Origin of the sequence: Bradyrhizobium sp. 956_D2_N1_4 (assembly GCF_052076025.1) — a bacterium.
Taxonomy (GTDB): domain Bacteria; phylum Pseudomonadota; class Alphaproteobacteria; order Rhizobiales; family Xanthobacteraceae; genus Bradyrhizobium; species Bradyrhizobium barranii.
This window is the reverse complement of record NZ_CP197237.1, coordinates 6,029,170-6,041,936: the sequence shown is the minus strand read 5'-3', so window position 1 is coordinate 6,041,936 and position 12,767 is coordinate 6,029,170. Positions and strand designations below refer to the sequence as shown.

At 65.0% G+C, this 12,767-nt stretch carries 17 protein-coding genes; 8 read left to right on the top strand and 9 right to left on the bottom strand.

What is annotated here, in order from left to right; all coding sequences use genetic code 11:
• The first annotated feature begins 36 nt into the window (after positions 1–36).
• From AB7535_RS28575 to AB7535_RS28560, 4 genes are read left to right on the top strand one after another with little or no spacing between them, the layout of a single operon-like run.
• A complete protein-coding gene (locus tag AB7535_RS28575; protein WP_231143299.1) occupies positions 37–591 on the top strand; it encodes a TRAP transporter small permease in 555 nt (184 codons plus the stop codon).
• Between the two features lie 12 nt (positions 592–603).
• On the top strand, positions 604–1,893 hold the full coding sequence (locus tag AB7535_RS28570) for a TRAP transporter large permease (protein WP_038941832.1): 1,290 nt from the start codon (positions 604–606) through the stop codon (positions 1,891–1,893).
• A gap of 36 nt (positions 1,894–1,929) precedes the next feature.
• On the top strand, positions 1,930–3,096 hold the full coding sequence (locus tag AB7535_RS28565; protein ID WP_071910096.1) for an acyl-CoA dehydrogenase family protein: 1,167 nt from the start codon (positions 1,930–1,932) through the stop codon (positions 3,094–3,096).
• Positions 3,097–3,127: 31 nt separating this feature from the next.
• Positions 3,128–4,360 carry an acetyl-CoA hydrolase/transferase family protein gene (locus AB7535_RS28560; RefSeq protein WP_231143298.1) on the top strand — a complete coding sequence of 411 codons (1,233 nt, stop codon included), beginning with the start codon at positions 3,128–3,130 and terminating at the stop codon, positions 4,358–4,360.
• 23 nt (positions 4,361–4,383) lie between these two features.
• On the opposite strand, the gene AB7535_RS28555 is transcribed toward AB7535_RS28560, so the two are convergent.
• From AB7535_RS28555 to AB7535_RS28535, 5 genes are all read right to left on the bottom strand, one after another.
• Positions 4,384–5,955: an AMP-binding protein gene (locus AB7535_RS28555; RefSeq protein ID WP_231143297.1), complete on the bottom strand. Its 1,572-nt coding sequence runs from the start codon at positions 5,953–5,955 to the stop codon at positions 4,384–4,386.
• A 33-nt stretch (positions 5,956–5,988) separates the two neighbouring features.
• Positions 5,989–6,624 (bottom strand): uracil phosphoribosyltransferase, encoded by a 636-nt coding sequence (gene upp, locus AB7535_RS28550; protein ID WP_085405247.1) that lies wholly within the window; start codon positions 6,622–6,624, stop codon positions 5,989–5,991.
• A 158-nt stretch (positions 6,625–6,782) separates the two neighbouring features.
• Positions 6,783–6,911, bottom strand: coding sequence for a hypothetical protein (locus AB7535_RS28545; protein ID WP_256478590.1), 129 nt, complete (start codon positions 6,909–6,911; stop codon positions 6,783–6,785).
• 90 nt (positions 6,912–7,001) lie between these two features.
• Positions 7,002–7,400, bottom strand: coding sequence for a hypothetical protein (locus tag AB7535_RS28540; protein WP_166102521.1), 399 nt, complete (start codon positions 7,398–7,400; stop codon positions 7,002–7,004).
• Between the two features lie 17 nt (positions 7,401–7,417).
• On the bottom strand, positions 7,418–7,609 hold the full coding sequence (locus AB7535_RS28535; RefSeq protein WP_231143296.1) for a hypothetical protein: 192 nt from the start codon (positions 7,607–7,609) through the stop codon (positions 7,418–7,420).
• A gap of 201 nt (positions 7,610–7,810) precedes the next feature.
• Here AB7535_RS28535 and AB7535_RS28530 point away from each other — a divergent pair, with 201 nt between their 5' ends.
• Positions 7,811–8,104: a hypothetical protein gene (locus tag AB7535_RS28530; RefSeq protein ID WP_231143295.1), complete on the top strand. Its 294-nt coding sequence runs from the start codon at positions 7,811–7,813 to the stop codon at positions 8,102–8,104.
• A gap of 36 nt (positions 8,105–8,140) precedes the next feature.
• On the opposite strand, the gene dapA is transcribed toward AB7535_RS28530, so the two are convergent.
• The 4 genes from dapA to AB7535_RS28510 all read right to left on the bottom strand — a co-directional run bounded on the left by dapA (position 8,141) and on the right by AB7535_RS28510 (position 10,231).
• Positions 8,141–9,058: a 4-hydroxy-tetrahydrodipicolinate synthase gene (gene dapA, locus AB7535_RS28525; RefSeq protein WP_231143294.1), complete on the bottom strand. Its 918-nt coding sequence runs from the start codon at positions 9,056–9,058 to the stop codon at positions 8,141–8,143.
• Between the two features lie 18 nt (positions 9,059–9,076).
• On the bottom strand, positions 9,077–9,331 hold the full coding sequence (locus AB7535_RS28520) for a hypothetical protein (RefSeq protein ID WP_063981387.1): 255 nt from the start codon (positions 9,329–9,331) through the stop codon (positions 9,077–9,079).
• A 133-nt stretch (positions 9,332–9,464) separates the two neighbouring features.
• The gene (locus AB7535_RS28515) at positions 9,465–9,743 is read right to left on the bottom strand and encodes a hypothetical protein (protein ID WP_081369150.1); all 279 of its coding nucleotides are present in this window, start codon (positions 9,741–9,743) and stop codon (positions 9,465–9,467) included.
• Positions 9,744–9,763: 20 nt separating this feature from the next.
• Positions 9,764–10,231, bottom strand: coding sequence for a hypothetical protein (locus AB7535_RS28510; protein WP_231143293.1), 468 nt, complete (start codon positions 10,229–10,231; stop codon positions 9,764–9,766).
• A 380-nt stretch (positions 10,232–10,611) separates the two neighbouring features.
• Here AB7535_RS28510 and AB7535_RS28505 point away from each other — a divergent pair, with 380 nt between their 5' ends.
• The 3 genes from AB7535_RS28505 (at position 10,612) to kdpA (ending at position 12,753) form a co-directional block, all read left to right on the top strand.
• Complete coding sequence (locus AB7535_RS28505; protein ID WP_231143292.1) at positions 10,612–10,836, top strand: hypothetical protein; 225 nt, start codon at positions 10,612–10,614, stop codon at positions 10,834–10,836.
• A gap of 11 nt (positions 10,837–10,847) precedes the next feature.
• The gene (locus AB7535_RS28500) at positions 10,848–10,937 is read left to right on the top strand and encodes a K(+)-transporting ATPase subunit F (RefSeq protein WP_041953522.1); all 90 of its coding nucleotides are present in this window, start codon (positions 10,848–10,850) and stop codon (positions 10,935–10,937) included.
• 112 nt (positions 10,938–11,049) lie between these two features.
• Complete coding sequence (gene kdpA, locus AB7535_RS28495) at positions 11,050–12,753, top strand: potassium-transporting ATPase subunit KdpA (protein ID WP_063981390.1); 1,704 nt, start codon at positions 11,050–11,052, stop codon at positions 12,751–12,753.
• Positions 12,754–12,767: the final 14 nt, after the last annotated feature.

The following is a 12,767-nucleotide window of genomic DNA, read 5'->3' as shown; positions in this document are numbered from 1 at the left end:
CCAGGTAGTCCGACATCCAACAGGGAGGCGCGAAAGGTGATCAAACGGGCGGGAGATCTACTCGGCGCGCTGGAGCGCGCGCTGACGGTGATCGCGGTGGTCTTCATGTTCGTGATCATGCTGCTGGTCGTGACCGACGTGTTCATGCGTTACGCGCTGAACAGTCCGTTCTCCTTCACCTATGATCTGATCGGGCTCTATCTCCTCGCCGGTGTGTTCTTCTTCACGCTGTCGGACGCCTTGCGCGAGCATGTCCATGTCGGCGTCGACATCCTCCTGTCGCGCTTCTCGCTGACCGGGCGGCGGTTGTCCGAGATCGTCACCGCGCTCGCCGGCTTGTTCGTGTTCATCCTGATCTGCAAGGTCGGGTTCGAGCGCGCGCTGGAGAATTACGAGCAGCACGACGTGCTCTCCGGCGCGATCCCCTGGCCGACCTGGATCTCGGCTGCGCTGGTGCCGTTCGGCTGCGGCGTGCTGGTGTTGCGGCTCGCGCTCCAGCTGGTCGGCAATGTGCTGAGCCTCGTCAGCGGCCGCGACCTCTATCCGCTGCCGCCGGTGACCGGTGTCGGCGAAGCACGCGGCTTCGAGTAACGGGCGATATCCATGACACCTTTCATCGTTCTCGCCCTGCTGTTCGGCCTGCTCGCGCTCGGCACGCCCGTCGGCTTCGCCATGGCCTTTTCCGGCTCGGTCGGCCTCGTGATGGTCGGCGGATGGGGCACGCTGCTCGGCATCCTGCAGACAGCGCCGCTCTCGACCGTCTCGGCCTACGAGCTGATCACCATTCCGATGTTTCTCTTGATGGCAGACCTCGTGCTGCTGTCGGGTGTCGCAGACGATCTGTTCAAGACCGCCTCGGCCTGGGTCGGCCGCATTCCCGGCGGCCTCGGCATGGCGACGGCGCTCGCTGGGGCAGGCTTCGGTGCGATCTGCGGCACCTCGACCGCCTCGGCCGCGACGTTGTCCTCGACCAGCCTGCCCGCGATGATCCGCCAGGGCTACGAGCCGAAGATGGCGGCGGGGGTCGTTGCGATCTCAGGCACGCTGTCGATGCTGCTGCCGACCAGCGTTGCGCTCGTTATCTTCGGCCTGCTGGCGGAGGTAAACATCGGCAAGCTCCTGATCAGCGGCATCATCCCGGCAATCCTGGTGACGTTCACCATCATGGCCACGATCTACTTCCTGGTCTGGCAGGATCCATCGCGCGCACCGGCCGCGAAGTCGGTACCGTGGCGCGAGAAGTTTGCGCTGCTGTGGCAGGTCTCGCCGATGGTGGTGCTGTTCTCGATCGTGACGGGCACGATCTATCTCGGCGTCGCGACGCCGACGGAAGCCTCCGCCTTCGGCGCGTTCGGCGCTTTCCTGCTCGCCATCGTCAAGGGCAAGATCACGCCGTCCTCGCTCTATGCGACGCTGCTGCGCGCCTGCCACGGCACCTGCATGATCATCATGATCCTGGTCGGTGCCTCGATCTTCGGCTATTTCTTCACGCTCACCCATGTCACGCAGGACCTCGTCGCCTGGATCGGCAGCCTGCCCGCCTCGCGCTGGGTGATCATCACGTTGATCCTGTGCGGCTACATCGTGCTCGGCTCGTTCATGGACCAGATCGCGATCCTGGTGCTGACCGTGCCGATCGTGCTGCCGCTGATCAAGACGCTCGGCTTCGATCCGATCTGGTTCGGCGTCATCAAGATCGTCACCGCCGAGGTCGGCATGATCACGCCGCCGGTCGGGCTCAACTGCTTCATCGTTGCCCGCTATGCCAAGCGGCCGGTGGCGGAAGTGTTCCACGGCACATTCCCGCATTTCATCGCGCACCTGATCGCAATCGCGATTCTGGTGGCATTTCCGTCCATCATTCTCTGGCTGCCCTCGCAGATGGGGCGCTAGGACCGGAGCCCGGCTCCCAATAAGGAGATCAAGAATATGGATTTCGCGCTCACCGATCAGCAGGAAGCCATTCGCGCCGCCGTCGCAAAAGTTTGCGAGGACTTTCCCGACGCCTATTGGCTGAAGAAGGACCACGACGGCGGCTTTCCCCATGACTTCCACAAGGCGATGGCCGATGCCGGCTGGCTCGGCATCTGCGTGCCGGAGGAATATGGCGGCTCCGGGCTCGGCATCACCGAAGCCGCGATCATGATGCGCGCCATCGCGGAATCCGGCGCCGGCATGTCCGGCGCCTCCGCGGTGCACATCAACGTCTTCGGGCTCAACCCCGTCGTGGTGTTCGGCACCGAAGAGCAGCGCAAGCGCATGCTGCCGCCGATGGTCGAGGGCCGCGAGAAGGCGTGCTTCGCCGTCACCGAGCCCAACACCGGGCTCAACACTACCCAGCTCAAGACGCGTGCTGTGGCCAAGAACGACCGCTACATCGTCAACGGCCAAAAAGTGTGGATCTCCACCGCGCAGGTCGCGCACAAGATCCTGCTGCTGGCGCGCACCACGCCGCTGGAGGACGTGCGCTCGCCGACCCACGGCCTCAGCCTGTTCTATACCGATTTCGATCGCAAGAAGATCAAGGTCCACGAGATCGAGAAGATGGGTCGCAAGATCGTCGATTCCAACGAGCTGTTCTTCGAGGATTTCGAGATCCCGATGGAGGACCGCATCGGCGAAGAGGGCAAGGGCTTTCAGTATATCCTCGAAGGCATGAACCCCGAGCGTATCCTGATCGCCGCCGAAGCCGTCGGCCTCGGCAAGCTCGCGCTGTCGCGCGCGACCGAATACGCCAAGACGCGCGTGGTGTTCAACCGGCCGATCGGCAAGAACCAGGGCATCCAGCATCCGCTCGCGGTGAACTGGGTCGAGCTCGAGGCAGCCTGGCTGATGGTGATGCAGGCAGCCTGGCAATACGACAAGGGCTTGCCTTGCGGCGCTGGCGCCAACGCCGCGAAGTATTTTGCAGGCGAAGCCGGCTACCACGCCTGCGAGCAAGCGGTGATGACCCATGGCGGCTTCGGCTACGCCAAGGAGTTCCACGTCGAGCGTTATCTGCGCGAGGTCCTGATCCCGCGCATCGCGCCGGTCAGCCCGCAGCTCGCGCTCAGCTTCATTGCGGAAAAGGTGCTCGGACTGGCGAAGTCTTACTAGTCTTCGCGCGAATCGCTGAGCGGGGACGCCAATGGACCTCGACTTCTCCGGCCTGATCCGGGAGAGCGACCGTGTCGTGTGCGGGCAGGCAACGGCTGAGCCGGTCACCCTGACCGAAGCGCTGGTCACGCAAGCCGGGCATCTGCCGGCGTTCCGCATGATGGTCGGTCCAATATTCTCCGACACCTTTTCCGCGGCGTGCGCGCCCAACATCTCGTTCCAGAGCTATGGTGTGATCGGCAATGCGCGGCGGCTCGCGAAAGCGGGACGGCTCGACGTGATCCCGAGCAACTACAGCGCCTTCTGCGCCGATTTCGCCTCACGGCGCCACCGTGCGGATGTGGTGCTGGTGCAACTCGCCGAGTCCGGCGATGGTCGATTGAGCGCAAGCCTCTCCAACGATTATGTCATCGATGCCGCACGGGGCGCGCGCATCGTCATCGCCGAGATCAATCCGGATGCGCCTTGGACGTTTGGCGCGGAATGGCCTGCGGACGCGCCGATCCATCTGCGGGTCGCCGCTCGCCGTCCGCCCGTCGAACTGCCGCCGGCGCCACTTGATGACGTCTCACGGAAAATCGCGTCACATGCGGCGAGCCTGATCGCCGACGGCAGTACGCTTCAGTTCGGCGTCGGCCGGATTCCGGATGCGATCCTGTCTTCGCTGTCGCATGCGCGCAATCTCGGCATCCATTCCGGCCTGATCAATGACGCCGTCGTCGACCTGATCGAGCGCGGCGCGGTGACGAATGCGGAGAAGGGAATCGATGCCGGGATCACGGTGACGAACCAGGTGATCGGCACGAAGCGGCTCTATCGCTTCGTGCACGAAAACAAGGCTGTTTCGGTGCGGCTGACGTCATATACGCACGGCCAGAACGTGCTGGCGCGAATCAACCGGCTGGTCGCGATCAACTCGGCGCTCCAGGTCGGGCTCGACGGCAGCGTCAATTCCGAGACGCTGAACGGCGTCGCGATCGGCGCCATCGGCGGGCAGCTCGATTTCGTGCGCGGTGCCAATGCATCGCCCGGGGGCAGGGCGATCATCGCGCTGCCGGCGACGGCGTCCGACGGGACCAGCCGCATTGTCGCCAATGTGGAGACCGTGACGACGCCGCGCGCCGATGTCGATGCCATCGTGACCGAATGGGGCGTTGCGGAGCTGCGCGGTTGCGGACTTGCCGAGCGTGCGCGCCGCATGATCGCGATCGCGGCGCCCGGGCACCGCGATGCGCTGTCGGCACAACTTCGCGCCGCGCACTAGCGAGCCATCTGAAAGAGGCCGGCCTATTCGGCGGCAATCCGTTCCATCGCCATGGCGCGAAGCCGGGCGCGCTGGATTTTCACACCGTTGGCGCTGTCGGTGACGGGGAAAGCGTCGACGATATAGATTCGTGCCGGCACCTTGTAGCCGGCGAGCCGCTCGCGCAGGCGCGCCACCAGCATCTCCTGCTGCTGCGGCTCCTCGGCCGGAATCACAAAGGCGACGCAGCGCGCCTGACCTTTGAGATCGACCGCGACAACCTGGGCGTCGGCAACCCCCGTGCAGGCTTTGAGCTCGTCCTCGATCTCGCCGGGCGCAACCAGGAAGCCGCCGAGCCGCATCGCATCGCCCGCGCGGGTCTCGTAGACGAAAGCGCCGTCGCCGCGCAGGCGGCCGATATCGCCGGTGCGGAAGAAGCCGTCAGTGGTGATCGCATCGCGCGTCGCATCCGGGTTGTTGAAATAGCCAAGGAAGCACGAGGGCGCGCTGATCTCGATCTCGCCGGAGACGCCTTGCGCCGCCAGCTCCCCGGTCTCGGTATCGCGCACGCGCACCTTCGCGTCGGGAGACATCGGCCAGCCGCCGCCTTCGATGCGATCGGCGAAGGCATCACCGGGGCGGGCGATCGAGAACAGCGCCTGCACCTCGCTCGAACCGTAGAGGCCGAACAGCGGCATGCCGCGCGCCTCGGCCTCCGCGGCGAGCTCGCGCCAGCCGGGCTGGAACGCGGCGAAGCCGCAGACTTCGAGATGTGGGAATGGCCGTGGTGTGTCGGCGAGCGCGAGGATGCGGCGGAACATCTCGTCGGAGCCGAAGGCGTGCGTGATCTTGTGTTCGCCAAGGACCTTCGACGCTGATGCCGCCTCGAAAGCATCGAGCACATGGATGGTCGCGCCGGCTGCGATGAAGCCGAGCAGGCTGGTCATGCCAAAGGTGCCGCAGAACGGCAGCATGGCCAGCAGCGAATGGCGCTGTGGCGAGAGTTTCAGCGCCTTGGCGACGGAGGCGGCGTGCGTGGCGAGCGTCCGCTGCGAATGCGCGACGAGCTTCGGCCCCTTGGTCGTGCCCGATGTCGTGTAGAGTAGCACCGGCAAATCGACCTCGTCCCGCGTCGGCGGCGCTGGCGGATAGGATGTCTCGAACGCATCGAAGCGCACACAGGGCCAGTGTGCGGGGATCGCATCCCCGCCGACCACCGCGAGCCTTTGCAGCGCGGGCACTTCGTCCCTGGTGACCTCGGCGAGGATGGCGGCGAAATCGATCGAGCGGAACGCGGCCTCGACCACCATCAGCCTGGCGCCGGACACCTTGAGCAGATGGCCGACTTCCGCGCTGCGGTAGCGGGTATTGACCGAGGCGACGATCGCACCGCAGCGGGCGGCGGCGAACAGCAGTGCGATCCATTCGACCCGGTTGACCAGCCAGACCGCGACCACGTCGCCCTGGCCGATGCCTTGCGCGGCAAGCCATGCGGCGGTCTGCTCGACCTTCCCGGAGAATTCCGCGCGCGAGACCGGCCTGCCGTCAAACACGAAGGCGGGCTCGGCACCTTCGGCACCGATCAGCGATTGAAGCGAAAATTGGTTGACGCTCATGGCAACCGGACTAACCCGATCGCGCAGACCTGTCTACTTGGTGCCGAACATCCGGTCGCCGGCATCGCCCAGGCCCGGCACGATGTAGCCGTGGTCGTTGAGCCGCTCGTCGATCGCGGCGGTCCAGATCGGCACGTCGGGATGCTCGCTCTGGAACTGCGCGATGCCTTCGGGCGCGGCCAGAAGGCAGACGAAGCGGATGTCGCGGGCGCCGCGCGCCTTGAGCAGGGAGGCGCCGGCGCAGGCCGAGTTGCCGGTCGCCAGCATCGGGTCCATCAGGATCACGGTGCGGTCGGACAGGTCCTGCGGCGCCTTGAAGTAATATTCCACGGCCTGCAATGTCTCGGGGTCGCGGTAGAGCCCGATATGGGCGATGCGCGCCGAGGGCATCAGCGCCAGCATGCCGTCGAGGAAGCCGACGCCGGCGCGCAGGATCGGCGCCAGCGTGAGCTTCTTGCCGGCGATCTTCGGTGCCCGCATCGGCGAGATCGGCGTCTCGATCTCCACCAGCTCCAAAGGCAGATCGCGCGTCACCTCGTAGCCGAGCAGCATCCCGATCTCGTTCAGGATCTCGCGAAAACTCTTGGTCGAGCGGTCCTTCTCCCGCATGAGGGAGAGCTTGTGCTGGACCAGGGGGTGGGCGACGACGTTGACGCTGCTTGTGCTCATGAAACCGATCTACACGGTTCCGTGAAATTGCGCCAGATCGGCCAGATCTTTTCGCGGGGATACGCGGCCTCAGGCGGGCATCGCGACGGCGCCGCGCACCCGGCTGCTCGCCTCGTAGGCAGCCATGGTCAATTCACGGTCCATCGATGTGCCGGGTTCTAAACTCCCAGCCCGCGTGCCACGAGCGTGATCACGATTGTCAGGACCGCGCCCCAGATCAGGCTCAGCGTCATGGTCAGGATCGTTGTAGTGACCGCCTGCTCCAGATTTCCCTTGAGGAGCTGCATGCTACTTGTCCGTGGCAGGCGCGACGCCGATGCGCAGGCCGAGCAGCAATGCCCCCATCACCGCAACCAGGATGGCGATCTTGAGCTCGATCATATCCGCAGCCTTGTCGCCGCGCGGGCCAGGAGCCGCCTCGCACCCTCCGCCAGCGCAATCAGCGGATTGCCGCGGTTCTCGATATCGAGCTCGAAGGTCTCGGCGGGAAACACCAGCGCGCATCTTGCGAGGCCACTCTGCCGGTTGGCGAAATCGACCGCGGAGCTCTTGAACAGGAAGAGACCGCCGACGCGTCCATGCGCCTCACGCGCGACCCAGAGGCCGGCGCCGTTGCGCCCGATGAAGAACGCGGGGATGGCGGTGCTTATGACATCCGGGTCGATCGGTCCAAGGCACGCCGCGGACGCGGCCATTGTCGGTCGCTCGGGCTGGCGACGCGTGGCTTGAAGGGCGATCGCGGTCATGGCGGCTTCTTCACACATCTGCAAGGTCATGATGGTCTCCCATGCCGTCAGGCGTGGAGATGCCAGACATAGATCGCGGTCTTCAGCGCGATCAGCGCTGCGAGCACGCTGCCCATCGAGAGCAGGGTCAGCGCGCTGAGCGCGATGCGCTTGAGCTGCGCCTTGCGCTCCGGCGAGATCCGTGCGGGGCGTTCGGCCCATCCAAGGGAGCGATCAACGCCATGTGTCAGCATCGACATGTCTGCATTCCTTCGTCAGCGTGGCGGTGGCCGAGGCCGCCGCAATCTGCCTCGTATGATGTCCATCGTTGCGTAGGATTGCGAGATGAGCGCCGAGGCACCAGTATAGGAATGCTATAAGGATGCCGACCGTCGCGCCGGCAGTCCTCTGAAGAGACCGGGGTTCCGCTTCGGCCGGGCCTGAGACGGCGCAGGATCCGAATGCGTCATCCCGATCGCTGCGGCAAAGGCGTTCCGCAGCCGCGGTTCCTCGATCTGCTTGCAGAAGCATTCCAGCGTCGCTTCCACACTCTGCCGCTGCCCGCTGATGGCCGCACAGAGTTGCGAGCTGGTCCGCCGAAAGAAGTGGAGGGAGTCCCTGGCGCCGCCGCCCAGATGATCGAGCTCCGCCGCGAGCGCGGCGACATTAAGCCTGTCGGACTCATCGAGCGTCACCGCAAATCGCAGCAGCGCGAGCTGCCAGGCGCGGAGCAGCCTGTGAGGCCTTTCGATTGATTGCCGCATGGGAATACCCGGATGCCGTGCGACGCCTCAGGCGCCGACGCGGTCGATCAGCTCCTCGTCGGCGATCGCGGCGAATGCGCGTACCACTTCCCTCTGCGCGGCTGCGTCCAGCGGAACGATCGGAAGCCTTGTGGCGGACGACATCAGGCCAAGCACGCCGAGTGCACATTTGAGTGCGGCCGGGCTCTCCTTCCCGAGGCAGGCGATCAAGGGGATCAGGCGCCTGTGCAGGTAGCGGGCGGATTGCAGCCGGCCCTGCCTGACATGCGAAAAAATCGTGCGGCAGAGATCCGGCGCGACGTTGGCAACCTCCGAGATCGCGCCATCGCCGCCGTCCGCGATGAAGCCGAAGGCGGTGCTGTCGTCGCCGGATAGACAGCGGAATCCGGCAGGCAGGCGGCGGGACAGGCGCATCGGACGGGTGATGTCGCCACTCGCATCGCGCAAGCCGACGAACTGGCGCGATTCGACGAGACGCAGAAGCGTCTCGTCGGCGAGCGGCCGCAGCGTGCGGGAGGGTACGTCGTGCAGGATCACGGGCAGGCCGATCGCGCCGGCAATGGCGCGGAAGTGCGCGAGCATTCCGTCCTGCATCGGCTTGTTGTAGGCGGGCACCACCGACATCACGGCATCGGCGCCGGCAGCTTCCGCGCGCCGCGCGAGTTCGATGGCGTGGCTCGTTGAATTCGACACAGCGCCGGCGATGATCCGCACGCGGCCACGCGCGACATCGACCGCGGTGCGAATGATCAGCGCCTGCTCGGCCGGCGAGAGCGTCGGTGCCTCGCCGGCGGTCTCACACACCACCAGTGCGGGTACGCCGGCTGCGATCTGACGCTCGCAGAGCGCAGCGAACGCCTTCAGGTCGATCGCATCGGCCGAATCGAACGGCGTCGGCAGGTCCGGTATGAACCCGGTGAACCAGGCGGAGGGTGGGATGAACATGGTTTTTTGCCGAGGAGCTCAGGCGGCGCGCTTGGGCGCGGCGGCATCGGGCCTGCTGCCCATGTCGAGCTCGATCTCGCGCGGCAGCTCGATGATGGTCTCGGGGTGCTGTCCGTTTTCGAACAGCGCATATTTGATGGCCTGGGCGCGGTTGACGAAGAGGCCACCGTAGAGGCCGTTCTGCTGCTGGGCGACCCACTGTCCCCTGTGGTTGCGGCCGATGAAGACGATGGTCGAGGGAGAGCTGCACGAGGGAGGTTCGACGAGTTTCACTTTCGTATTCCTTCCGATTGAAGCGGGCGACGGGTGCGTTTCCCGCGACCACCCGATCAATATCTTTTCAAGCGAATATGATTTCGAGTGAGGCTGCGCGACGATCTCATAGGAAGGTCATAAAGCCCGATGTTCAGGCCAGCTCGTTGACGACCTGAACCAGCGCGAACAGGGCGCCGAAGGCAACGCCCTCGTCCCAATGATTGAGGACGGCACCGAACAGCGGCTCGCGCCTGACGAGGCCGGCGAGGGCGCACAGGATGATCGACATCCAGAGCAGGGCGGAGAGGCTGCGTGCAAAGCCGACGCTGCCGAAGGCTGCAAAGGCGACGAGCAGTGCGATGCGGACGGCAAAGCGCGCGATCAACCGCGTCGGGCTGAGGCCCCGCGACATGTCTGAAGATTGCGGCAAGGCGCGAACCTCCGCTTGGCTTAGCTGAAATTCTCGCAGGCGACCGGCTGATAGAGCGGGTCCGGGGCGGGGCGCACGGTGGGAACGCTCGGCCGCGATACCTCCACGGCCAATGCCTGTACCTCGATGAAGGCCGACAGCAATGCCAGTGCGAGATCGGCATGCCGGGCTTCGACAGCGGCGTCGAGCCAGTCCGGCAATTCGCGCTCGCGCGACAGCGCGCAATGCCACTCGCCCTCGTCATAGGCGATGCGGCGGACCTGCCACAGCGGCAGCTCGAGCTCGATCAGCGCCAGCGCGGCGTCGGTCCAGGCCTCGGCATCGACCAGGCGCGTGATATGCGCACTGCGCTCGCTCCGCCCGCGCGACGGGAAGCGCCGGCAGGCCTGATCGATGATGTCGAGCATCAGCGGACGCGTCATTGCCGGTGCCGCGCGAAGCTGCTGGTTGAGGGAAGGTGGGGCAAGGCGTCGGAGAACGGCGGTCATGTCAGGCCTCCTGGAATTGGCGTCGGTCAGTCGGCCGGCCTCTCCAAGATGGCTGGAAGCGCATTTGAAAACGAGATGGGGACGGGACGGGAGATATAAGGATATCATAAGTGCACGGAATCTTCCGGATAAGAGCGACAGATCCCCGGCCGCCGTCGCCGCCGAAGGTCGAGGCTTATAGAAGCAGGGCTTTTTGAAAAGACCCTCGCCATGGCCTGCCTTAACAACGGTAGTGAAAGCAACGGTGGCTTGTGTCGCTGCGCTGCCTGCTCGGAACGGCCGCCCGGAATACAGTGTCGGCGCCACATGGCGGACAGCCACGACGCGTCGGCACTTATGGAATTCATATAACTTCGCCATAGGCCTCATCTCGAAAACCTATGCCGGTGGTGGCACTTCAACACGGTCAAAAGTCCCGGCTGGTGCCGTGGAAATGCTTTGCATTTCCTTCGTTCCACGCGCTCGCCGGACGCCGGAGAAACGGTTGCGTCCGACATAAAGCCGCAACGAGGAGCATTCCCATGATGGACATTCTGATGCTGGCGCTGGGCTTTGGCTTCTTCGCGCTCGCGATCGGCTACACCTACGCCTGCGAACGGCTGTGAGGGAGCGGACCATGACCTTCGATTATTCGCTCGCCGCCGTCGTCTCGCTCGGTCTCCTGTTCTACCTCACTTACGCGCTGCTGCGGCCCGAGCGGTTCTGACCCGTGCTGCTGCTTCTCGAATTGCTGCTCGCGGACGCCGCGCTCGTCGCGTGCCTGCTTGCCCTGATCCTGCCGCTCCTGCGCAGGTCAAACGTCCTAAAGGGTTGATTCCATGACCATGATCGGTTGGCTCCAGATCATTCTCTTTTGCGCGATTATCGTCGCGCTGACGAAACCGCTCGGCGGGTACATGACGGCTGTGTTCAACGGCGAGCGGACGTTCCTGTCGCCGGTGCTGCGGCCGATCGAGGCCGGCATCTACTGGTTTTCCGGCGTCGAAGAGAGGCGCGAGCAGCATTGGCTGACCTACACGGTCTCGATGCTGCTGTTCCATGTCGGCGGCTTCCTCATCATCTACGGCGTGATGCGGCTTCAGGCGGTGTTGCCCTTCAACCCGGCCGGACAGGGTGCGGTCGCCCAGGATCTCTCCTTCAACACCGCGATTTCCTTCATCACCAACACCAACTGGCAGAATTACGGCGGCGAGAGCACGGTATCCTATCTCGTGCAGATGCTCGGCCTGACGCACCAGAATTTCCTGTCGGCGGCGACCGGCATCGCGCTCGCGGTGGCCATGATCCGCGGATTCTCGCGCGCCTCGATGCGCACGGTCGGTAATTTCTGGGTCGACGTCACCCGCACGACACTTTACGTGCTGCTGCCGATCTGCGTCGTCTACACGCTGTTCCTGGTCTGGCAGGGCATGCCGCAGACGCTCGGTGCTTACGTCGAGGCCACGACGCTCGAAGGCGCCAAGCAGACCATCGCGGTCGGCCCGGTGGCCTCGCAGGTCGCGATCAAGATGCTCGGCACCAATGGCGGCGGCTTCTTCAATGCTAACGCTGCGCACCCCTTCGAGAACCCGACGGCGCTGTCGAACTTCGTGCAGATGCTCTCGATCTTCCTGATCGGCGCGGCCATGACCAATGTGTTCGGCCGCATGGTCGGCAACCAGCGCCAGGGCTGGGCGATCTTCGCGGTGATGGGCGTGCTGTTCATCGCCGGTGTCTCCATCACCTACTGGGCGGAAGCCAACGGCACCTCGATGATGCATGCGCTCGGCCTGACCGGCGGCAACATGGAGGGCAAGGAAGTCCGCTTCGGCATCGTCGCATCCTCGCTGTTCGCCGTGGTGACCACGGCCGCCTCGTGCGGCGCGGTCAACGCCATGCATGACAGCTTCACCGCGCTCGGCGGCATGATCCCGCTGATCAACATGCAGCTCGGCGAAGTCATCATCGGCGGCGTCGGCGCCGGCCTCTATGGCATGCTGTTGTTCGTCGTGCTCGCGATCTTCGTCGCCGGCCTGATGGTCGGGCGCACACCGGAATATGTCGGCAAGAAGATCGAGGCGCGCGAAGTCAAGATGGCGATGCTCGCGATCCTGGTGCTGCCGCTGATGTATCTCGGCTGGACCGCGGTCGGCGTGGTCTATCCGGCGGCGGTCGCCTCCATGGCGAATGCCGGCCCGCATGGCTTCACCGAGGTGCTCTACGCCTTCACCTCGGCGACCGGCAACAACGGCTCGGCCTTCGCGGGCCTCACCGGCAATACGTTGTTCTACAACCTCACGCTCGCATCCGCGATGTTCGTCGGCCGGTTCTTCATGATCGTTCCGGCGATGGCGATTGCGGGCTCGCTGGCCGCCAAGAAGTCGATCCCGCCGTCGGCGGGCACGTTCCCGACCACGGGTGGGCTGTTCGTCGGCCTCGTCGTGGGCGTGATCCTGATCATCGGCGGCCTGACCTTCTTCCCGGCACTCGCGCTCGGCCCGATCGTCGAGCAACTCGCGATGAACGCCGGCAACGTCTTCTGATTGTTTGGAGTGAC

Excerpts from the sequence above, each read along its gene's own strand:
- AB7535_RS28570 (WP_038941832.1), top strand. The coding sequence starts at position 604 with ATGACACCTTTCATCGTTCTCGCCCTGCTGTTCGGCCTGCTCGCGCTC.
- AB7535_RS28560 (WP_231143298.1), top strand. The coding sequence starts at position 3,128 with ATGGACCTCGACTTCTCCGGCCTGATCCGGGAGAGCGACCGTGTCGTG.
- AB7535_RS28505 (WP_231143292.1), top strand. The coding sequence starts at position 10,612 with ATGCCGGTGGTGGCACTTCAACACGGTCAAAAGTCCCGGCTGGTGCCG.
- dapA (WP_231143294.1), bottom strand. The coding sequence starts at position 9,058 with ATGTTCATCCCACCCTCCGCCTGGTTCACCGGGTTCATACCGGACCTG.
- AB7535_RS28530 (WP_231143295.1), top strand. The coding sequence starts at position 7,811 with ATGCGTCATCCCGATCGCTGCGGCAAAGGCGTTCCGCAGCCGCGGTTC.
- AB7535_RS28555 (WP_231143297.1), bottom strand. The coding sequence starts at position 5,955 with ATGAGCGTCAACCAATTTTCGCTTCAATCGCTGATCGGTGCCGAAGGT.
- kdpA (WP_063981390.1), top strand. The coding sequence starts at position 11,050 with ATGACCATGATCGGTTGGCTCCAGATCATTCTCTTTTGCGCGATTATC.
- AB7535_RS28565 (WP_071910096.1), top strand. The coding sequence starts at position 1,930 with ATGGATTTCGCGCTCACCGATCAGCAGGAAGCCATTCGCGCCGCCGTC.
- AB7535_RS28510 (WP_231143293.1), bottom strand. The coding sequence starts at position 10,231 with ATGACCGCCGTTCTCCGACGCCTTGCCCCACCTTCCCTCAACCAGCAG.
- upp (WP_085405247.1), bottom strand. The coding sequence starts at position 6,624 with ATGAGCACAAGCAGCGTCAACGTCGTCGCCCACCCCCTGGTCCAGCAC.
- AB7535_RS28540 (WP_166102521.1), bottom strand. The coding sequence starts at position 7,400 with ATGACCTTGCAGATGTGTGAAGAAGCCGCCATGACCGCGATCGCCCTT.
- AB7535_RS28535 (WP_231143296.1), bottom strand. The coding sequence starts at position 7,609 with ATGTCGATGCTGACACATGGCGTTGATCGCTCCCTTGGATGGGCCGAA.
- AB7535_RS28500 (WP_041953522.1), top strand. The coding sequence starts at position 10,848 with ATGACCTTCGATTATTCGCTCGCCGCCGTCGTCTCGCTCGGTCTCCTG.
- AB7535_RS28545 (WP_256478590.1), bottom strand. The coding sequence starts at position 6,911 with ATGCAGCTCCTCAAGGGAAATCTGGAGCAGGCGGTCACTACAACGATC.